Source organism: Leifsonia sp. 2MCAF36, from assembly GCF_052115525.1.
GTDB lineage: Bacteria > Actinomycetota > Actinomycetes > Actinomycetales > Microbacteriaceae > Leifsonia.
Genome location: NZ_JBFRGV010000008.1, coordinates 196535 through 214880 on the forward strand (window position 1 = coordinate 196535; position 18346 = coordinate 214880).

Sequence of the window (18346 nt, forward strand, 5' to 3'; positions counted from 1 at the left end):
CGCCGTTATTCACGGCGCCGCCGCTCGCTGCGCCGGCACTCACTGTGCCGCCGCGAGGATGGCCGCGATGCGCCCCTTGCAGCCGCCGCATCCCGTGCCCGCCCGGGTGTCCCGGCCGACGCACTCGACGGTGTCGCTGCCCGCGGCGACGGCCTCCCCGATGCGGCCGGCGGTCACACCGTTGCACCAGCAGACCGTCGCGTCCGGACCGAGCGGGTCGGAGACGGGCGCCGCTCCCGCGTCCGCGGCGTCGAGCCGCAGCAGCGACGAAGGCTCGGCCGGCAGGGCGGCACCGCGCTCGAACAGCAGTGTGAGTTCCGCTCCTGCGTGCGGGAGGCCGACCGAGACGAATCCGGCGAGGGAGTCGTTTCGCACCACGGTCTTCAGGTACGCGTCGCGCGCCGGGTCGAGCCACACGGTGACCTCCGCGTCGGCGTCCCACGGCTCGGCCGCGTGGTCGCCGCCGGAGACCACGTCGATGCCGGTCGCCTTGAGCATCACGGCGGTGGGCCGCTCGCGCAGCGCGACGCCCGCATCCGGCCCGGCCACCGCGCCCGCGGCTTCGGCCCGCAGCCGGCGGGCCAGCGCCGCTGCCTGCCGCCAGCCGGGCCCGATCAGGCCGCTGGGGGCACCGGGCACGCGGCCGTCCGCCGCGACGTCGTCGGGGGAGGCGACCTGCGCGCAGTCGCCGATGGCGAAGACGTCGGGATCGCTCCAGCTGCGCAGCTCCTCGTCGACCAGGATGCCGGCCGAACAGGCGAGGTCCGCGGCGGCCGCCAACTCCACCCGGGCGCCGACGCCACAGGAGAGCACCAGCAGATCGCCGGAGATGTAGGTGCCGTCCGCACAGCCGACACCGTCGAACGCGCGGCCCGCTTCGTCGTCGCGGAAACCGATGCTCTCGGCGCGGGCGTGTGCGGCCATCCCGATGCCGAGCCCCCGCGCGGTGCGCGTGAGCATGCGGCCGCCGGCGTCGTCGAGGTTACGGGGCATGGGCGCCGGCCCGTGGTGCACGACGACCACCTGGGCGCCGTGCTCGGAGGCCAGAAGTGCGAACTCCATCCCGAGCACCCCGGCGCCCAGCACCACGATGGTGCCGCCGCCGGCGACGACCGGCGCGACCGCTTCGGCGTCGGTCAGGTCCCGCAGGGCGACGACGCCGCGCGGCAGCGGCCGTGCTCCGGTGTCGAGTTCCGCGGTCAGCGCCGTCTCGCGCCCACGCCGCGTCTGCTGCAGGCCGTCGAGCGTCGGGATGTTCGCCCGCGCACCCGTCGCCAGCACGAGCCGGTCGTATGGAAGCTCATCGCCGCTTTCCAGGATCACTCTCTGACGCACGCGGTCGATGCGCACGGCGACGTCGCCGAGGCGGATGTCGGCGCCCGCCGCGCGAGCGGCCTCGGTGTCGGTGAGGTCGAGCCGGTCACGGCCCGCCGCGCCGACCGCGTACTCCGCGACGAGCACGCGGTTGTATGCGTCCTCGCGTTCGGCGCCGACCACGACGAGGGAGGCCTCGCCGGAGGCCACCGAGGGGAGCAGCTCCTCCACGAGGCGCGCGCCCACGGGCCCGTAGCCGACGAGGACGATGCGCAGCGGTCGGTTCATGCGATCTCCTGACCCGTCGCCTCGACGGTGACGAGTGTTCGTTTGAATTCGGGCATTGCCGAGATCGGGTCGACGGCGCCTTCGGTGAGCACATTCGCGCACTGCCGCCCGCTGAAGTGGAAGGGCAGGAACACGGTGTCGATCCGCATCCCGTCACTCAGTTGCGCGGTCGCCGTCACGGTCCCGCGGACGTTGCGCACGCGTACCGGGTCGCCGTCGCCGATGCCGAGCCGGGCAGCGGTCGCGGGATGCAGTTCTGCGCGGGCCACCGGCTGAGCGGCGGAGAGTTCGGGAACCCGGCGGGTCTGGGCGCCGGACTGGTAGTGCTCCAGCAGGCGCCCGGTGATCAGGGTGAGCTCGCCGGTGGCCCGTCCTGTCGTGAGGTCGCGCGGTCGGACGGCCACCAGCCGGGCGCGACCGTCGTCGTGACCGAAGCGGTCGAGGAAGAGCCGGGGTGTTCCCGTTGACCCGGCGGGGTACGGCCAGTGCGCCGCCTCGTCCGTCGCGGCCTGCTCGTCCAGCAGCCCGTGGCTGAGACCCGAGTAGTCGGCGATCCCTCCGGCGGAGGCCCGCGCCAGCTCGTCGAACACGGTCGCCGGGTCGGTGGGCCACTGGGAGGGCGCTCCGAGCCTCGCTGCGAGGTCGGCCAGGATGCTGAGCTCGCTGCGTACGCCGTCCGGCGCATCCAGCGCCCGTCGTCGACGCAGCACGCGACCCTCGAGGTTCGTCATCGTCCCCTCCTCCTCGGCCCACTGCGTCACCGGCAGCACCACGTCGGCGAGTGCGGCTGTCTCGGAGAGGACGAAGTCGCTGACCACCAGCAGGTCGAGAGAGCTCAGCCCCGAGCGGATCGCGGAGGCGTCCGGCCCGGAGACGACGACGTTCGAGCCGTGCACGAGGAGGGCGCGGACGCCGCCCGGACGGCCGAGCATCCCGAGCAGTTCCACCGCGGGGACGCCGGGCCCGGGGATCGTGCCCGGGTCAACTCCCCAGACGGCGGCGACGGCGGCGCGTGCTTCCGGGTCGGCGATCTTGCGGTAGCCCGGAAGCTGGTCCGACTTCTGACCGTGCTCCCTTCCGCCCTGCCCGTTTCCCTGCCCGGTGAGTGTGCCGTATCCCGAGCCGGGACGGCCGACGAGCCCGAGCACCAGCGCCAGGTTGATCGCGGCGGTGGCGGTGTCGGTGCCGTCCACATGCTGCTCCACGCCACGCCCGGTGAGGATGTACGTGCCGCGGCCGCGGGCGAGCCGGCGGGCCACCTCGCGCAGCTGAGCGACGGGAACGCCGGTGTGCTCCTGCACCCGCTCGGGCCACCAGGGAGCCACCGAGCGGCGCACCGCATCGAAGCCGGTCGTGCGCTCCGCGACGTAGGCCTCGTCGGCCAGGCCCTCCGCGAGGACGACGTGCAGCAGCCCCAGGAGCAGGACGAGGTCGGTCCCCGGCGCAGGCTGCAGGTGCACCCCGGCGCCGTCCGCGGTGAGCTGCGCGGTCTGCGAGCGGCGCGGGTCCACCACGATGAGCCCGCCCGCCGCCCGCGCGTCGGCGAGGTGTCCGATGAACGGGGGCATGGTCGCCGCGACGTTCGAGCCGAGAAGCAGGATGGTGTCCGCGGTGTCGAGATCGGTCACCGGGAACGGCATCCCGCGGTCGATGCCGAACGCCCGATTCCCTGCGGCTGCGGCGGAGGCCATGCAGAACCGGCCGTTGTAGTCGATGCGCGAGGTGCCCAGCGCCAGCCGGGCGAACTTGCCTAGCAGGTACGCCTTCTCGTTGGTGAGGCCGCCGCCGCCGAAGACGCCCACCGCGTCCGGACCGTCCTCGCGGCGGATGGCGGAGAGCCGGTCCGCGACCAGGGCGAGCGCCTCCTCCCAACTCGCCGGGCGGAGTTCGCCGTCGACGCGGACGAGGGGAGTCGTCAGCCGGTCCGGCGCCGCCAGCAGCTCCGCGGAGGTCCACCCCTTCTTGCAGAGCCCGCCCCGGTTGGTCGGGAACATCCGCCCGGACACGGTCACCGGAGTGGCCGCGCCCGGCTCGGGGGTCAGCGTCATGGCGCACTGGAGTGCGCAGTAGGGGCAGTGGGTGGCGGCGGGCACTCGGGCCGCCTCTAGATCCGGACGCCGCGGCGGCGACCGTGGATGGCGACGCCGACGGTGATCGCGAGGAAGACGACGTAGGCGGCGACGAACCAGCCGAGGCCGGTCACGTATCCACCCGTGGACGTCTTCGAGAGCGAGAGCACCTGCGGGATGACGAAGCCGCCGTAAGCGCCGAACGCCGACACGATTCCGAGGGCGGCGGCCGCCGTGCGCTGCGCCGAGATGTCGCCCGCCGTGCTGTGCCCGTCGGTGGCGCCGGAGCGCAGGGCGAACAGGGTGGGGATCATCCGGTAGGTCGCGCCGTTGCCCGCGCCGCTCGCGATAAAGAGCACCAGGAAGAAGACGAGGAAGAGCCAGAAGTTGTCGAGCGGCAGGGTGACCATGACCGCGAGCGCGCCCAGCGCCATCACGATGAAGGCAGCCATGGTGATGACGCTGCCGCCGAACCGGTCGGCCAGGCGGCCGCCGAAGGGGCGGGCGAGCGAACCGACCAGGGCGCCGAGGAAGGCGAGGGACACCGTGGCGCCGGCGACCGGGAAGGCGCTGAAACCGGGGAACTGGTCGGCGATCAGCTTGGGGAAGACGCCGGAGAATCCGATGAACGAGCCGAACGTTCCGATGTAGAGCAGCGCCATCAGCCACAGCTCCGGTGCCCGCAGGGCCGCCAGCGACGCCTTCACGTCGGCGCGTGCGTTGGTGAGGTTGTTCATCCGCAGCCCGGCGCCGACGATCGCGACCAGGATGAGCGGCACCCACACCAGACCCGCGAGCGGCAGTTGCAGCGTGGCACCCGCTCCGATGGTGATGACGATCGGCACCGCGAACTGCGCCACCGCGGCACCCAGGTTGCCACCCGCCGCGTTCAGGCCGAGTGCCCAGCCCTTCTTGCGCTGCGGGTAGAAGTAGGTGATGTTCGCCATCGAGCTGGCGAAGTTGCCTCCGCCGAGCCCGGCGAGGGCCGCCACCAGCAGCATGACGCCGAACGGGGTCTCCGGGTTGGCGACGCACAGCGCCAGCCCGATCGCGGGGATGAGGAGGAGCGCGGCCGAGATCATCGTCCAGTTGCGGCCGCCGACGCGGGGCACCATGAAGGTGTACGGGAAGCGCAGCGTGGCTCCCACCAGGCTCGGCATCGAGATCAACCAGAACGTCTGACCGGTGGTGAAGTGGAAGCCGGCCGTGGGCAGGGCCACGACGACGATCGACCACAGCTGCCAGACGACGAAGCCGAGGAACTCGGCGAAGATCGACCAGCGCAGGTTGCGCTGCGCGATGGCGGCGCCCTGCTGGTCCCACTGCTGCGGGTCTTCGGCGTTCCAGCCGTCGATCCAGCGGCCGGGGCGGAAGGTGAGGGATGACGCGACCGGGCCGGTCGTGGCGGTGGCTGTGGTCGTCGGTTCGGGGACGGTGCTGGTCATCTGCGAGCCTCCTGGGTTCGGTGGGGGTGTCACCACGCTACGGATGCGGTGTTTCGGCGGACGGCCCGCGACGTGAAGCCCGCGTAACGAAGACCTCTCGCGGACGGCGGAGTGATGTGAGGGGAACGTAACGGGGCGTGATCGCCGGGCCGATCAGCCCGCAGCCCCGGCGAACCGCTAGCATCCAGGAATGGCGGACAACGCCCTCGGCGAATACCTGCGTGCACGGCGTGAATCGCTGCTGCCTCCCGACGTTGGGCTGGCCGAGGACGGCCGCAGGCGCCGTGTCGCCGGGTTGCGCCGCGAAGAGGTGGCCGCGCTCGCCGGCATCAGCTCGGAGTACTACCTCCGCCTCGAGCAGGGTCGGGAGCGGCACCCGTCACTGCAGGTGATCGCGTCCCTTTCACGCGCGCTGCAGCTCAGCGCGGCGTCCGAGGAATTCCTGCACAGGCTCGTGCGCCCGCTGCCGGACCGCGGCTACGAGAGCCGACAGGCCAGCGCGGGGCCGGAACGGCTCTTCGCGCTCATCTCCGCACTCTCCACCCCCGCGTACGCTCACGACCGGGTGCTGGACGTCATCGCCTCGAACCCGCAGGCGCAGGCGTTGGCGCCCTCCTTCCGTCCCGGAGTGAACCTGATGCGGGCGGCCTTCCTCGACGCCGCCATCCGCGATCTCTACCTCAACTGGGAGGAGATGACCACCCGCCTGGTGTCGTACCTCCGCGCCCAGGCCGCAGCGCCGCCGTTCGATCCGCGCCTGCCGGCGCTCGTCGAGGAGCTCTCGGCGCGGAGTTCCCGCTTCGCCGAGCTGTGGTCGCGACATGACGTCGGCGCGACCTCCAGCGGAGTCAACCGGCTCCAGCATCCCCTCGTCGGACCGCTGGAGCTGAACTTCGACCGTCTGACGCTGGCCGGCACCGACCACCCGGTCGTGATCGTCTACCACGCCGAGGCCGGAAGCGCGTCAGAGCGGGCGCTCGGCTCGCTCGTCCGGGCCGCTGCGGCGGAACCGGTCTAAAGAAAGACCCTTCTCTTTCAGCCACTCCAGAGCGGTGTCGGCGACGTCGCGCCAGCCGGAATCCATGGTCAGGGAGTGTCCTCGTCCCTCGAACTCGCGGTAGTCGGTGACGGACGGCCCGCCCGCGTAGAGCTTGGCGACCGCAGCCGTCACCGAGCGGGGCACCGTGTGGTCCTCGGTTCCCGTGATCAGCAGAAGCGGACCACGGTCGGCCGCGTGGACGTCGATGGTGGCGGGGGAGTTCTTCACGAAATTGGCCGTCGCATCCTCGAACAGCGGGCGCCCGGGACCGGGGATGGTCCAGGCGTCGAAGAGTGCGTTCGACTCCTCCTCGGAGAGGGCGTTCCCGAACGCATAGCGGAACTGCTTCGCGGTGAGGGCGACGGTTCGCTTGCGGTTGGCCGGGTTGCCGAGAACCGGAAGACCCGAGCGCAGCTGCGAGAACGGGAGGATGTTGACACCCTTGATCGGCGCAGGATCGATCGCGACGGCGGCCGACGCGAACCCGTGCCCGAGCAGCTCCTGTGCGATCAGACCGCCGAAGGAGTGGCCGACGACGATCGGCTTGTCCGGCCCGTCGCCGATCAGGTCGGCGTAGTGGCGGCAGATCGCCTCGATCCCCACGCCGTCGAGACCGGACGGGTCGGCTCGGGTCGCCTCGACCGTCTCCAGGTCTCCCGGCCACCCGGGCGCGCTGACCTGGTAGCCGGCCTCGCTGAAGAGGTCGAGCCAGGGCTTCCAGGCCGAGGAGTGGATCCACAGGCCGTGGATGAACAGAACGTGGGTCGGTGCGGGTGTTTCGGGAAGGTCCATGTCCCGAACCTAGGGTCGCGAGCTGGCGTGTGCCTGTCCGCCGTTCTCCTGGTAGTGCCACACCCACCTACGGTGCTGTCTGTGGGCGCCCGTCACGTCTGCCGCTGCTCGCGCAACCGCAGACGTTCCGGGCGCCCGCAGACGCGCGCGGTTACGAGCGCAGCCAGGCCAGGAGGTCGGCGTTGATCGTGTCGGCCTGAGTGGTCGGCATGCCGTGCGGGAAGTCGCTGTAGGTCTTGAGCGTCCCGTTCTGCAGGAGCTTGGCCGAGAGCGGGCCGGAGTCCGCGTATGGCACGATCTGGTCGTCCTCGCTGTGCATGACCAGTGTCGGGACCGTGATCTTCTTCAGATCCTCGGTGAAGTCGGTCTGCGAGAAGGCGACGACCCCGTCGTAGTGCGCCTTGGCGCCGCCCATCATGCCCTGGCGCCACCAGTTCTCGATGATCGCCTCCGACGACTCCACACCGGGCCGGTTGAAGCCGTAGAACGGTCCGGCGGCGAGGTCGCGGTAGAACACCGACCGGTTCTTCGCCAGCTGCGCCTGCAGGTCGTCGAAGACGCTCTTCGGCAGCCCGCCCGGGTTGCTCTCGGTCTGGACCATCAGCGGAGGAACGGCGCTGATCAGCACCGCCCGGGCCACCCGGTCTTCACCGTAGGTGCCGATGTAGTGCGCGACCTCGCCGCCGCCGGTGGAGTGACCGACGTGGATGGCGTCGTGCAGGTCGAGGTGTTCGACCACGGCGCGCAGGTCGGCGACGTAGTGGTCCATGTCGTGGCCCTCGCCGGTCTGGGTGGAGCGGCCGTGTCCGCGCCGGTCGTGGGCGACGACCCGGTAGCCCTGCTGCAGGAAGAACAGCAGCTGCGTGTCCCAGTCGTCCGCCGAGAGCGGCCAGCCGTGGCTGAAGACGATGGGCTGACCGGTTCCCCAGTCTTTGTAGTAGATCTCGATGCCGTCTGGCGTGGTGACAGTGCCCATGATTTCCCTTCGGAGATGGTGAGGGTGCTGCGGGCGACGCTGGCTGCAGGACTGTGGATGCGCTCTCACCGTAGCTGCCCGCGCGCGAGACACGCCAGGGAGCAGCGGTGGTCCCGGGCGTGTCTCAGCGCTGCCGTCGCGGTTGCAGCAGAGAGAAGACCGCCGCCGTGACCGTGCCGAAGACGAGGTGGGCGGCGAGGTCCTTCCCCAGGGTCTTCGCGTCGTACTCCGTGATCCTCTTGTAAAGGTGCATCGGCGGCAGGATGACGTAGCCGGAGAGCCACATCCCCACCGCCAGCAGCAGACCGTACGCCGTCCGCGGTCGTCGCAGCGAGCCGGCCACCAGGCCGAACACGGTGGCGCCGAACACTCCGTAGGCCCAGTGCGCGACGTTGTTCATCGCGGCGGCGCGGGAGTCGGGGAGCCGGGTCTCGAACAGCCCGTCCACGATCCGCCGCCCGACCTGGGCGGGTGCGGGCGCCGAATCCCAGCCGGTCACGTCGGCCGAGAACTCCCAGTCGGCGAAGGGCTCCGTGCCGTGGCCCCGTCGGTACTGCAGGTACAGCCACACGTCGAAGGCGAGGGTTCCGACGACGCCTGCCGCCGCGCCGCGGGCGATGGCCCCGACCGGCGTGGACGGTGCGACGGCCGTCCGCCGACGCCGGGTCACGAGGCCGATGACAGTGATGGCCACACCGGCGGCGGAGACGGCAGCCGCAAGCGCTCGCCGGTTGCGGCCGGCCGTCGCGGCGGCGGCATCGGTGTCAGCCATCCGTTCGGGGCTTTCGTTCGGTTCGGCTCCAGGCTCATCCGGATCGGTCATGCGCCCAGGATGCGCCCTCGTCCGGGCGCGTGGGAAGCCCGGCTACAGGTCGCGCGCGGCCTCGATGAGCGAGCTCATCGCGCGATGCAGGTCGCGGAGCTGCTCCGGTCCCATTCCCAGCCGCTTCATCATCGTCGCCGGGATGGTTTCCGCGTACGAGCGCAGCTCCCGCCCGACGTCGGTGAGCCGGATCTCGACGACGCGCTCGTCACTGGCGGAGCGCTGCCGGGCGACATAGCCCAGCGCCTCCAGCCGTTTGAGCAGCGGCGAGACGGTCGCCGATTCGAGGGCCAGCAGGTCGGCGAGCCGGCGGACGGACAGCGGCTCGTTCTCCCACAGGGCCAGCATCACCAGGTACTGCGGGTGCGTCAGGCCGACCGGCTCGAGCACCGGTCGGTAGGCGGAGATCACCGAGCGCGCCGCCACGGACAGGGCGAAGCAGACCTGGCTCTCCAGCGCGAGCGGGTTGGTGGCGGTGGTGACGGTGTCGCTCACGGGCAGTGGATCCGGGTGGAGGTGCGCGAGTCCTGGAATCGTTCGATGCGGTGCTGGTCGAGTGGCTTCCCGCACAGGGGGCAGGCGGCGTCCACGCGGCGCACGTCAGGGCCTTCCGGGTGGCCGGCGCCGAGCTGGGCCGGGCCGGTGAAGGTGCGTACGACGTCGTTGGCGCGTTCGTAGAAGCGCCAGAAGCGGCCGGCCATGCTGAGTCTCCCAACCCGAAGTGCAATCACTTAGTACGCAATCCATTATTGCACAAAGGAGTTAACAGCGCGTCAGGCGTTCGCCGGCAGCAGCTCCCCGAGCAGGTTCTGGATGCGCTGCTTGATCTCGTCCCGGATCGGGCGCACCTCGTCGATCGGCCGTCCGGCCGGATCGGCCAGCTCCCAGTCCTCGTAGCGCTTGCCGGGGAAGATCGGGCAGGTGTCGCCGCATCCCATCGTGATCACGACGTCGGACTCCTTGACCGCCTCTGTGGTGAGGACCTTCGGCTGTTCGTTCGCGATATCGATGCCCTCCTCTGCCATCACCTGGACGGCGATCGGGTTGATCGCATCCCCTGGCTCGGAGCCCGCGGACAGCACCTCCACGCGGCCGCCGGAGAGTTCGCGCAGGTAGCCGGCCGCCATCTGCGAGCGGCCGGCATTGTGGACGCAGACGAAGAGGACGGTCGGGGTGGTGTCGGTCATAGTGGCTCCGTGTTCGCGGGGGTGTTCAGGGTGGGCGGGCCGTCGCTCCGGCGGGAGCGACGGCCCGGGGTGTCAGCAGCAGTCCGGCGCGCAGGAACCGTCGGGCAGTGTCTGACACTGGTCTGTATCGCAGCATCCCATGATGATTCTCCCTTCTTCATCGACCGTTGTCGATGAACCCAGGGTGAACGAATACATTGACGTTTGTCAATGTATCGAGCAGAATCGATGCATGGCGATCACCGAGCTCCTCCCGCTGCGCGACCTGCAGGCGTGCTGCGCCCCGATCACGAAAGAAGTGATCAGCGAGGCGAATGCCGTCTCCGTCGCCAGAGCCATGAAGGCCCTCTCCGACCCCGCCCGCCTGCGGCTGGTCTCGATGGTCGCCGCGCACGAAGACGGCGAGGCGTGCGTCTGCGACCTGACCGAGCCGCTCGGGCTCTCGCAGCCGACGGTCTCGCACCACCTGAAGATCCTGGTGGAGGCGGGGTTCCTCAGCCGGAGCAAGCGGGGGACCTGGGCGTACTACCGACTCGTCCCCGGATCCCTCGACGTGGTCTCGTCCTTCCTCGGCTCCGTCTGACCGCGCGCGGCGCTCCCGCCGGCGTTTGTAACGCTCGCCGGTGCGCGCGCGGCCGCACGTGTGACAAACCACGGCGACACCAGCGAGACGGGTGAAGTCGAGGTCCCCGAATGGCTCGCGCATAGAATCGAGCGGTCAGACGTTTGCGACTACGCAATCACGTTGATTCGACAGAAGGAGGCTCCCGGATGGACCTACGCCGGCTGCTGGGAATCGAGACGCCGATCGTCCTCGGACCGTTCGGCGGCATGTCCTCGGTCGCGCTGACGGCAGCCGTGAGCGAAGCGGGCGGCTTGGGCTCGTTCGGCCTCTACGGGCTGGGTCCCGACCGCATCGCGTCGGTGGGCGCCGAGTTGCGCGACCGCACCGCGCGGCCGTTCGCGCTCAACCTCTGGCTGCCGTTCCAGGGTCCAGGCGAGCGCGCGCCAGGCGACGACTTCGACCGTGCCGAGTTCGACCGCGCGGTGGCCGGCCTCACCGACTTGTTCGAAGAGGTCGGAGTCGCGCCTCCCGAGTGGCCGGTCTCTCCCCTCCCCGACTTCGACGTGCAGCTGGAGGCGGCGCTCGCCGCTGGGCCGGCCGCCCTCAGCTTCGTCTTCGGCGTGCCACCGGCGGAGGTGGTCGAGCAGGCGCACCGGCACGGGATCAGCGTCATCGGCGCAGCGACCACGGTCCCGGAGGCCGTGGCGCTGGAGGCCGGTGACGTGGATGCGATCGTCGCCTCCGGTCTGGAGGCTGCCGGGCATCGTCCGTCGTTCCTCGCGGATCCGGAAGACAGCCTAGTTGGCGGCCTCGCCCTCATCCCGCAGGTCGTCGACGCCGTGAGCCTGCCGGTGATCGCAGCAGGAGGCATCGCCGACCGCCGTGGCGTCGCCGCGGCCTTCGCGCTCGGTGCGGACGGTGTCCAGGTCGGGTCCGCGTTCCTGGCGACCCGGCAGTCGGCGGCACCGGAGGTCCATCGCGAGCGCATCCGGAGTGCGGACGCCCACGACACCGTCCTGACCCGGGCGATGAGCGGCCGCCCCGCCCGCGGGCTGCGGAACGAGGCCGTCCGCGCGATCGAGGAGCAGGGCGGTCGGGCCTCGTTCCCGCTGCAGAACATCCTCACCGGCGTGTTCCGTCGCCGGGCAGCCGAGCTCGGCCGCCCCGAGTTGCTGTCCTTGTGGATGGGGCAGGCCGCTGGGCTGTCGCGCTCGGACGAAGCCCTGGACGTCTTCGCAGAACTGGCCGCGGGAGTGCCGGGTGACCGGGCCTGAGGTCCCGCCCGACGCCCCACCGACCTCCGAGGAGGAGGAGGAGGAGGGAGGCGACGCCGCCTGCTGGCTGGGGTCGGTCTGTCCCGAGTGCGGGGCATTCCGTGAGGGGCCGGGGCCCTGCTGGCGGTGCGGGACGGCGGACGTCGGGCCACACTAGAGCCGTGCAGCAGCACCTCTCCCGTGTCACCGCCGCCGACGGCTCGGAGCTCGCCGTCGCCACGGTCGGCGCCGGCCGCCCGATCGTCTACGTCTCCGGGTGGCTGAGCCACCTGGAGCGTGGATGGGAGTTGCCCGAGGAGCGCGCCTTCTACGAGTCCCTCGCGCAGGGCTGCCGGCTGGTGCGGTACGACCGGGCGGGCTGCGGCCTGTCCGCGCCGACCGACCGTCCGCCGTCGCTGGAGTACGAGCTCGAGCAGCTCGCCGCAGTGGTCGCAGATCTCGGCCCGGAGCCGTTCGACCTCGTCGGCGCTTCGCTGGGCGCGGCCGTCGCCGTGGCCTGGGCGGCCGCACATCCCGAAAGCGTCCGGCGGCTCGTCCTGTACGGCGGCTGGGCTTCGGGCGCCGCGATCTCGCCGTCCAGCGCGCGCGAGCACGTCCTCGCCCTCGTCGAGTCGCACTGGGGCCTCGGCTCGGACGTGCTGACCGACCTGTTCGCGCCGGACGCCTCGCCGTCGGCCCGGGCCGAGTTCGCCCGCTACCAGCGCGCCTCATCGAGTGCCGCGACCGCCCGGGCGCTGCTCGGGATGAGCTACCGGCTCGACATCAGCGGCCTCCTGGCGCAGGTGGTGACGCCGACGCTCGTGGTCCACCGCTCGGGGGACCGCGCCGCGCCGCTCGCGCAGGCGACGGCACTCGCCGAGGGTATCGACGGTGCCCGGTTCGTCGTCCTGCCCGGCCGCTCGCACCTGCCGTGGGCGGGGGACGCGCACGAACTGGTGTCGGCCATCCGCCGCTTCCTCGGCCTCCGTGTCACTCGCGGCGGTGCCGGCGCACTCACCGCCCGGCAGCAGGAGGTTGCGGCCCTCATCGGAGAAGGGTGCACCAACCGCGAGATCGCCGCCCGCCTCGGCATCGACGAGCGGTCGGCGGAGGGTCACGTCGAGCGCATCCGGCTGCGGCTCGGGTTCCGCTCCCGCAGCCAGATCGCTGCGTGGTACGCCGCCCAGCGCTAGCCGGGTCGCGCCTCGGCCAGGTGGGGTAGTCCTACGCCTGCGCCGCGCCCGTCCGGCGAGCAGAGTGGAGTCGTCCCTCCCGAACGACAGGAGCAGCCATGACCGAGACGACCACCAGCGACCGCGCCGACGCCGGATTCCGGCTGCACGGCGGGCGGGGCCGCTTCAATGCGGCGTTCTTCCGCGCGATGGGGCCCTACCTGGAGGCGTCGCTGCGCCCGTACAAGCAGCGCGTGTTCGCGGGACTGCCGGGCAGCGTCGTCGAGATCGGCCCGGGGGTCGGAGCGAACGTGCCCTTTCTACCGCCGGGCGGGACGCTGGTGGCGATCGAGCCGAACCGGTACATGCATGATCGCCTCGCGGCGGCCGCCTCCCGTCGCGGCGTCCGTCTGGACCTGCGCGAGCGGATGGCCGAGCAAACCGGTCTCGCCGACCACAGCGCCGACACGGTGATCTCCTCCCTGGTGCTCTGCTCGGTGGGCGACCCGGAGGCGGTGCTCGCCGAGATCAGGCGCATCCTCCGCCCAGGTGGCACGTTCCGATTCGTGGAGCACGTGGTCGCCCGGGAGGGCACGGCGACCCGCGCATCCCAGCGCGTGCTCCGCAGGCCGTGGGCGTGGACGTTCGAAGGATGCTCGTGCGAGCGCGACCTGGAAGGCGCGGTGCGAAGCGCCGGCTTCGCGAGCGTGGAAGTGGTGCGCTACCGGCTGCACACGCCGTTCCTGCCGTTCAACACACAGATCGCCGGCGTCGCGAGGGCGTGAGCCACCTCGCGCCGGTACTCGAGTCAGTAGTCCTCGCGGCGGTCCTGCTCCGCCGCGGCGATGGGCTCCAGCTCTGCAAGCTCGGTCAGGGCCGAGCGCAGGTGCCGCTCCAGCCATTCGGCCGAGACATCGCCGTTCGCCGAGGCCGCGTCGAGCTGTGCGAGTCGCTCCGTCGCCGAGCCGTGAAGGTCGTCCATGATGTCCACTCACCTTCCTGACGGCCCGGCCGGGCCGCCTGCACCGAGGCTACCGTCGCCGCGCAGGATGGAGGACATCTTCTTTCCGCGGGCGACCTCGTCGACGAGCTTGTCCAGGTACCGGATCTTCTGCATCAGCGGATCGTCGATCTCCTCCACCCGGACGCCGCAGATCAGGCCCGTGATCAGGGAGGCGTTCGGGTTCAGGCGCGGAGCCGCGGCGAAGAAGCCCTCCAGATCGACGCCCTCGGCGACCGCCGCATCCACCCCGTCCTCGTCATACCCGGTGAGCCAGTGGATGACGGTGTCGAGGTCGTCCTTGCTGCGGCCCTTCCGCTCCACCTTCGCGACGTACAGCGGGTAGATGCGGGCGAACGGCATGGCGACGAGGCTGTGTGCTGCCATACGTCCACGGTAGCGCCGGAGGCCCGCGTCGGGGCTACCCGCGCGGGTCGGTCGGGCGGGAACGCTTGAGATAGGCGCGGGAGCGCGCGACCTGCTGGTCGAGGGCGTCGACGGTCTTCGCCATGCTCGCGATCGCGCCCGTGCGGTAGGTGTCGATGCTGTCCATAGTGGCGAACACGTTGTCGAAGGCGCGCTGCAGCACCTCCACATCCACCGCCGAGGACGTCTGCTCCTTCTGCACCTGCTCCGTCTGCGTCCTGAGCACCTCGCCGGTGCGTCCGATGAGCGCGTTCGTGCTCTGGTGCAGCGCGCCGAGCTGGTCGATCACCAGGCGCTGGTTCTCCAGCGCTTGGGCGACCACGACGGCGGTCCGCAGGGCGGAGACGGTGGTGGTCTTGGCCCGCTCGACCCCCTTGATGAGTTCGACGTTGTTCTTCTTGATGACGTCGAGCGCGAGATACGCCTGTACGGAGACGGCGATCTGGGCGGTCAGGTCCTGGCGGCGCTGACGGATCGGGAAGAGCGCCTCCTTCTCCAGCACCGTCGCCCGGTCCGGGTCGGTCATCCGCAGGTCGGCGGCGGCGTCCACGGTGGCGCGGTCGAGGGCGGCGGTGAGGACGACGTACTCGTTCAGGCGTTCCGTCGTCTTCCAGAGCGATGCCCGCTCCTTCTCGATCTCGACGTTGTCGCCGGCGAGCCACTCCTGGCCGTGGTCGAGGGCCGCCACGATCCCGTCGAGCTGCTTCTGCGCCGACTCGAAGCGCTGCACGTACTGCCGGAGTCGCCGGCCGCCGGGGAGGCGGGCGAGCATCCGGTTGTGGCCGGTGAGATGCTGCGGGTCGAAGTCGCTGACCGTCGCCCGTAGGTCCTGCAGCGTGCGGATGACGCCGTACTGCGGGTCACTGCGCACGCCCTTTCCGCGCGCAGCGGCCAGCGACGCGGCGGGCCGGCTGAGCAGCTGCCGCGACGCGTCGCTCGAGGCGCGCATCTCCGCGTCGCCCAGGTGCGAGAACCCGGTGATCTTGCGCGTGAATGCATCCGTCCCCGGCTCGGCGGCCGCGAGCTCGCGGATGAACTCCCGCGCCCGGGTCTCGAGCTCGGCCTCGCGCTCCGCGGTGACGGCGACCATGGCGACAGCCTGGTCCTCCGGCAGCTCGGGCACGGCCTCCGGGGGCCGCAGGTCTTCGGTCGTGTCGTTCATGAACTGGTCCTCCCACCCGACAACAGACTGTGTGGACACGATATATCGCGACTGGCGCCCTGGCGAGAGTATCGCAGCGAACGTCCAGCCGCCGCTCGCCCCCGCCCCCCCCGTCGAGTCCTCAAAAAGTGCACGCGACACGCCGTGCGAGCGTGCAGTTTGTGAGGACTCGACGGTGGGGCGCGGGAGGGGGAGGGGGGAGGTCAGGGGGTGAGCGCGGCGGTGCGGATCCTGACCTCGCGCTCCATCCGCTTCTCGTGCCGCTCGCGGCCCTTCACAGCCTCCAGCTCGCGGCTCTTGGGCGGTGCGGTCGTGACCAGATGGTCGAGCATCCGCCTCGTCGCCTCGGCGATGTCGTCGATCGCCTGCTCGAAGGCTGCGGTGTTCGCCCGGGAGGGACGCGTCGAGCCGCTGACCTTGCGGACGAACTGGAGGGCCGCCTCCCGGACCTCATCGTCGGTGGTCGGTGGTTCGAAGTTGTGGAGGCAGCGGATGTTCCGGCACATGCGCCGACGATAACGCGGATCGCAAGCCGTCGCAGCCCCCAGCCGGCCTCAGTGCTCCGGCTGCTCCGACGGCTCCGGCTGCTCCGACAGCTCCGACAGCTCCGGTGCGACCGGCTTGCGGACGAACAGTGCCAGCGCGATCACCCCGAGTGACAGGATCGCGCCGGCCAGGAAGGCCAGGTGCGACCCGTCGGCCGCAGCTGCGGCGGTCGGCAGGTCCGGGTCGGCGTTCCCGGATGCGGCGACGCCCGTCGCGTACAGGGCCACGAAGATCGCCGTCCCGGCGGCCCCGGCCACCTGCTGCAGGGTGGCGATGGTTGCGCTGCCGTGCGAGTAGAGCTGCGGCGGGAGCGAACCGAGGGAGGCGCTGAACGCCGGGGTGAAGAGGAAGGCGAGGGACAGCATCACGAGGACGTGCGCGCCGAGCAGCACGACCCAGGAGGAACCCTCGCCGAGCCCGAAGGCGAACGTCCACAGTCCCGCTGCCAGACCGATGGAGCCGGGAATGACGAGCGGGCGGGGGCCGAAGCGGTCGTAGAGGCGCCCGACGGTCGGCCCGGCCAGGCCCATCAGGAGCCCGCCCGGCAGCAGGATCGCGCCCACCCAGAGCGGCTCGAGGCCGAGTGTGTAGCGCGCGAACTGGGGCAGCACGATGAAGGCGCCGAACAGGGACACCATGGCCGCGGTCATCATGGCGACCGAGACCGCGAAGTCCCGCGAGAGGAACGTCCGGAGGTCGAGCAGTGCCGAGTCCGTGCGCTGAAGCGCGATCTGCCGCCACACGAAGATGCCGAGCGTGGCGAGGCCCACGACGATCGGAATCCAGGGCTGGACGGCCGCCCCACCGACCGCTGCGGCGCCGATCTGGCTCAGACCGAACACCAGGGCCGAGAAGGCGAGTGCAGAGAGGATGACTGAAGCGACGTCCAGGGGGACCTTCCGGGTCTCCGAGACGTTCGGCACCCGGCGTGCCCCGATGGTCAGCATGGTGAGCGCGATCGGGAGCATCACCCAGAACAGCCCCTGCCAGGGCAGCACCTGGATGAGCGCGCCGGACACGATCGGACCGACCGCGGGCGCCACCGACATGACGATCGAGACCCGCCCCATCACGCGGCCGCGCCCATCCGGGGGCACGACGGTCATGACCGTTGTCATCATCAGCGGCATCATGATCGCAGTGCCCACCGCCTGGATGACGCGACCGGCCACAAGCATTTCGAAGGTCGGCGACAGCGCGGCCACAAGAGTGCCGATCGCGAAGCTGGACATCGCCACCAGGAAGACCGGGCGGGTGTTGAGCCGCTGCATCAGCCAGCCGGTGATCGGGATGACTACGGCCATGGTGAGTGCGAACGCCGTCGTCAGCCACTGACCTTTCGTCGCGTCGATGTGCAGGGACTCTTGGATGCGCGGCAGCGCGACGCCCATCATCGTCTCGTTCAGGAACACCACGAACACGGCGGCGAGGAGCAGGGCGAGAGCCGTGCGGTTGCGGGCGGCATGGGGGGCCGGAGCCTGCGGGGTTGCGAGCTCAGCACGGTCGATGGTGTCGGTCATGTCTCTCTCCTTCATCGGTTCCACTGCAAAAAATAAAGCACACTGCAATTAATGAAGTCAAGTGGTAAAGTGAAATTCATGACGAACCAGCACTACGGGCAGTTCTGCGGATTGGCGCGCGCGGCGGAGATCGTCGGACAGCGCTGGACGTTGCTGATCCTGCGAGACCTGAGTGTTGCGCCGCGGCGCTACTCCGAGCTGGTCGCCGGGTTACCCGGCATCCCGACGAACACGCTCGCGTCCCGGCTGAAGGAGCTCGAAGAGGAGGGGCTGGTGGCGCGGGTCGCTCCCTCCGGCGCCGACCGCGCAGTCGTCTACGGACTCACGCCGCGCGGTGAGGAACTCGGCCCGGCGATGGACGCCCTGTCCCGCTGGGGCGCCGGCGGCATGCGCGCGCCGCGTGATGGCGAGATCGTCACCACGGCATCCATCGCCTCCGCCCTTAAGGTCGCGGCAGGGGACGGCGTGGTGCCGCCGGACTGGGACACGACGTATACGGTCCGCGTCGGCGAGGTCGAGACGCAGCTGACGATGCGCGACGGCGTCATCACCGTCGCTCCCGGCGCTGCCGACAAGCCGGACCTCATCATCAGCGCAGGCCCGCAGATCCGCGACCTGCTCGCGGGCGAGCTGGACGCGCACACCGCCATCGCTACCGGAGTCGTGCACCTCGAGGGCGACGCCTCACTGTTCGAGCGCTTCGCCGACCGGCTCCACGTGCCGTACAGCCCGAATGTGCCCGCCGGAGCCTGACGCACGTCGGCGCGCG

20 protein-coding genes are annotated in these 18346 nt (G+C 70.9%); 6 read left to right on the forward strand and 14 right to left on the reverse strand.

Annotated features, from left to right (window positions below; genetic code table 11):
- Positions 1-39: 39 nt before the first annotated feature.
- The 3 genes from AB4079_RS13905 to AB4079_RS13915 are packed head-to-tail and all read right to left on the reverse strand — an operon-like array spanning position 40 to position 5116.
- Entirely contained in the window at positions 40-1602 is a 1563-nt protein-coding gene (locus tag AB4079_RS13905) for an FAD-dependent oxidoreductase (RefSeq protein ID WP_441787899.1), read from the reverse strand.
- A complete protein-coding gene (locus AB4079_RS13910; protein WP_441787900.1) occupies positions 1599-3695 on the reverse strand; it encodes a molybdopterin oxidoreductase family protein in 2097 nt (698 codons plus the stop codon). Before AB4079_RS13910 ends, AB4079_RS13905 begins: the two co-directional genes overlap by 4 nt.
- Before the next feature lie 11 nt (positions 3696-3706).
- Positions 3707-5116 (reverse strand): MFS transporter, encoded by a 1410-nt coding sequence (locus AB4079_RS13915; protein WP_441787901.1) that lies wholly within the window; start codon positions 5114-5116, stop codon positions 3707-3709.
- A 190-nt stretch (positions 5117-5306) separates the two neighbouring features.
- On the opposite strand from AB4079_RS13915, the gene AB4079_RS13920 reads away from it, so the two are divergent.
- A complete protein-coding gene (locus AB4079_RS13920; RefSeq protein ID WP_441787902.1) occupies positions 5307-6134 on the forward strand; it encodes a helix-turn-helix domain-containing protein in 828 nt (275 codons plus the stop codon).
- Here the strand turns inward: AB4079_RS13920 and AB4079_RS13925 are convergent.
- The 6 genes from AB4079_RS13925 to AB4079_RS13950 form a co-directional block, all read right to left on the reverse strand.
- On the reverse strand, positions 6081-6947 hold the full coding sequence (locus AB4079_RS13925; RefSeq protein ID WP_441787903.1) for an alpha/beta hydrolase: 867 nt from the start codon (positions 6945-6947) through the stop codon (positions 6081-6083). The genes AB4079_RS13920 and AB4079_RS13925 overlap by 54 nt on opposite strands.
- 151 nt (positions 6948-7098) lie before the next feature.
- The gene (locus AB4079_RS13930) at positions 7099-7923 is read right to left on the reverse strand and encodes an alpha/beta fold hydrolase (protein WP_441787904.1); all 825 of its coding nucleotides are present in this window, start codon (positions 7921-7923) and stop codon (positions 7099-7101) included.
- 124 nt (positions 7924-8047) lie between these two features.
- Positions 8048-8746, reverse strand: a complete 699-nt coding sequence (locus AB4079_RS13935; RefSeq protein ID WP_441787905.1) for a hypothetical protein — start codon at positions 8744-8746, stop codon at positions 8048-8050.
- A 42-nt stretch (positions 8747-8788) separates the two neighbouring features.
- Entirely contained in the window at positions 8789-9241 is a 453-nt protein-coding gene (locus AB4079_RS13940; RefSeq protein WP_441787906.1) for a MarR family winged helix-turn-helix transcriptional regulator, read from the reverse strand.
- Positions 9238-9447 carry a hypothetical protein gene (locus AB4079_RS13945; protein ID WP_441787907.1) on the reverse strand — a complete coding sequence of 70 codons (210 nt, stop codon included), beginning with the start codon at positions 9445-9447 and terminating at the stop codon, positions 9238-9240. Before AB4079_RS13945 ends, AB4079_RS13940 begins: the two co-directional genes overlap by 4 nt.
- A gap of 72 nt (positions 9448-9519) precedes the next feature.
- Positions 9520-9933, reverse strand: coding sequence for an arsenate reductase ArsC (locus tag AB4079_RS13950; RefSeq protein WP_441787908.1), 414 nt, complete (start codon positions 9931-9933; stop codon positions 9520-9522).
- Positions 9934-10165: 232 nt separating this feature from the next.
- On the opposite strand from AB4079_RS13950, the gene AB4079_RS13955 reads away from it, so the two are divergent.
- From AB4079_RS13955 to AB4079_RS13970, 4 genes are all read left to right on the forward strand, one after another.
- The gene (locus AB4079_RS13955) at positions 10166-10516 is read left to right on the forward strand and encodes an ArsR/SmtB family transcription factor (RefSeq protein ID WP_441787909.1); all 351 of its coding nucleotides are present in this window, start codon (positions 10166-10168) and stop codon (positions 10514-10516) included.
- 188 nt (positions 10517-10704) lie between these two features.
- Positions 10705-11772, forward strand: coding sequence for an NAD(P)H-dependent flavin oxidoreductase (locus tag AB4079_RS13960; RefSeq protein WP_441787910.1), 1068 nt, complete (start codon positions 10705-10707; stop codon positions 11770-11772).
- A gap of 161 nt (positions 11773-11933) precedes the next feature.
- Positions 11934-12944 (forward strand): alpha/beta fold hydrolase, encoded by a 1011-nt coding sequence (locus AB4079_RS13965; protein WP_441787911.1) that lies wholly within the window; start codon positions 11934-11936, stop codon positions 12942-12944.
- 98 nt (positions 12945-13042) lie between these two features.
- A complete protein-coding gene (locus tag AB4079_RS13970; protein ID WP_441787912.1) occupies positions 13043-13708 on the forward strand; it encodes a methyltransferase domain-containing protein in 666 nt (221 codons plus the stop codon).
- A 23-nt stretch (positions 13709-13731) separates the two neighbouring features.
- Here the strand turns inward: AB4079_RS13970 and AB4079_RS13975 are convergent, their stop codons facing one another.
- From AB4079_RS13975 to AB4079_RS13995, 5 genes are all read right to left on the reverse strand, one after another.
- Positions 13732-13905: a hypothetical protein gene (locus AB4079_RS13975; RefSeq protein WP_441787913.1), complete on the reverse strand. Its 174-nt coding sequence runs from the start codon at positions 13903-13905 to the stop codon at positions 13732-13734.
- 9 nt (positions 13906-13914) lie between these two features.
- Entirely contained in the window at positions 13915-14310 is a 396-nt protein-coding gene (locus AB4079_RS13980) for a DUF2200 domain-containing protein (RefSeq protein ID WP_441787914.1), read from the reverse strand.
- A gap of 34 nt (positions 14311-14344) precedes the next feature.
- A complete protein-coding gene (locus tag AB4079_RS13985) occupies positions 14345-15511 on the reverse strand; it encodes a toxic anion resistance protein (RefSeq protein ID WP_441787915.1) in 1167 nt (388 codons plus the stop codon).
- A gap of 203 nt (positions 15512-15714) precedes the next feature.
- Positions 15715-16017, reverse strand: a complete 303-nt coding sequence (locus AB4079_RS13990) for a DUF2277 domain-containing protein (RefSeq protein WP_441787916.1) — start codon at positions 16015-16017, stop codon at positions 15715-15717.
- Between the two features lie 48 nt (positions 16018-16065).
- Positions 16066-17592, reverse strand: coding sequence for an MDR family MFS transporter (locus AB4079_RS13995; RefSeq protein ID WP_441787917.1), 1527 nt, complete (start codon positions 17590-17592; stop codon positions 16066-16068).
- 63 nt (positions 17593-17655) lie between these two features.
- Here AB4079_RS13995 and AB4079_RS14000 point away from each other — a divergent pair, with 63 nt between their 5' ends.
- Positions 17656-18330 (forward strand): winged helix-turn-helix transcriptional regulator, encoded by a 675-nt coding sequence (locus AB4079_RS14000; RefSeq protein WP_441787918.1) that lies wholly within the window; start codon positions 17656-17658, stop codon positions 18328-18330.
- The last annotated feature ends 16 nt before the right edge of the window (positions 18331-18346 follow it).

What these genes read in the sequence shown, in the direction of transcription:
- AB4079_RS13945 (WP_441787907.1), bottom strand. Translation starts at nt 9,447, where the DNA reads ATGGCCGGCCGCTTCTGGCGCTTCTACGAACGCGCCAACGACGTCGTA.
- AB4079_RS13995 (WP_441787917.1), bottom strand. Translation starts at nt 17,592, where the DNA reads ATGAAGGAGAGAGACATGACCGACACCATCGACCGTGCTGAGCTCGCA.
- AB4079_RS13980 (WP_441787914.1), bottom strand. Translation starts at nt 14,310, where the DNA reads ATGGCAGCACACAGCCTCGTCGCCATGCCGTTCGCCCGCATCTACCCG.
- AB4079_RS13960 (WP_441787910.1), top strand. Translation starts at nt 10,705, where the DNA reads ATGGACCTACGCCGGCTGCTGGGAATCGAGACGCCGATCGTCCTCGGA.
- AB4079_RS13935 (WP_441787905.1), bottom strand. Translation starts at nt 8,746, where the DNA reads ATGACCGATCCGGATGAGCCTGGAGCCGAACCGAACGAAAGCCCCGAA.
- AB4079_RS13905 (WP_441787899.1), bottom strand. Translation starts at nt 1,602, where the DNA reads ATGAACCGACCGCTGCGCATCGTCCTCGTCGGCTACGGGCCCGTGGGC.
- AB4079_RS14000 (WP_441787918.1), top strand. Translation starts at nt 17,656, where the DNA reads ATGACGAACCAGCACTACGGGCAGTTCTGCGGATTGGCGCGCGCGGCG.
- AB4079_RS13915 (WP_441787901.1), bottom strand. Translation starts at nt 5,116, where the DNA reads ATGACCAGCACCGTCCCCGAACCGACGACCACAGCCACCGCCACGACC.
- AB4079_RS13925 (WP_441787903.1), bottom strand. Translation starts at nt 6,947, where the DNA reads ATGGACCTTCCCGAAACACCCGCACCGACCCACGTTCTGTTCATCCAC.
- AB4079_RS13950 (WP_441787908.1), bottom strand. Translation starts at nt 9,933, where the DNA reads ATGACCGACACCACCCCGACCGTCCTCTTCGTCTGCGTCCACAATGCC.
- AB4079_RS13955 (WP_441787909.1), top strand. Translation starts at nt 10,166, where the DNA reads ATGGCGATCACCGAGCTCCTCCCGCTGCGCGACCTGCAGGCGTGCTGC.
- AB4079_RS13990 (WP_441787916.1), bottom strand. Translation starts at nt 16,017, where the DNA reads ATGTGCCGGAACATCCGCTGCCTCCACAACTTCGAACCACCGACCACC.
- AB4079_RS13930 (WP_441787904.1), bottom strand. Translation starts at nt 7,923, where the DNA reads ATGGGCACTGTCACCACGCCAGACGGCATCGAGATCTACTACAAAGAC.
- AB4079_RS13920 (WP_441787902.1), top strand. Translation starts at nt 5,307, where the DNA reads ATGGCGGACAACGCCCTCGGCGAATACCTGCGTGCACGGCGTGAATCG.
- AB4079_RS13975 (WP_441787913.1), bottom strand. Translation starts at nt 13,905, where the DNA reads ATGGACGACCTTCACGGCTCGGCGACGGAGCGACTCGCACAGCTCGAC.
- AB4079_RS13970 (WP_441787912.1), top strand. Translation starts at nt 13,043, where the DNA reads ATGACCGAGACGACCACCAGCGACCGCGCCGACGCCGGATTCCGGCTG.
- AB4079_RS13985 (WP_441787915.1), bottom strand. Translation starts at nt 15,511, where the DNA reads ATGAACGACACGACCGAAGACCTGCGGCCCCCGGAGGCCGTGCCCGAG.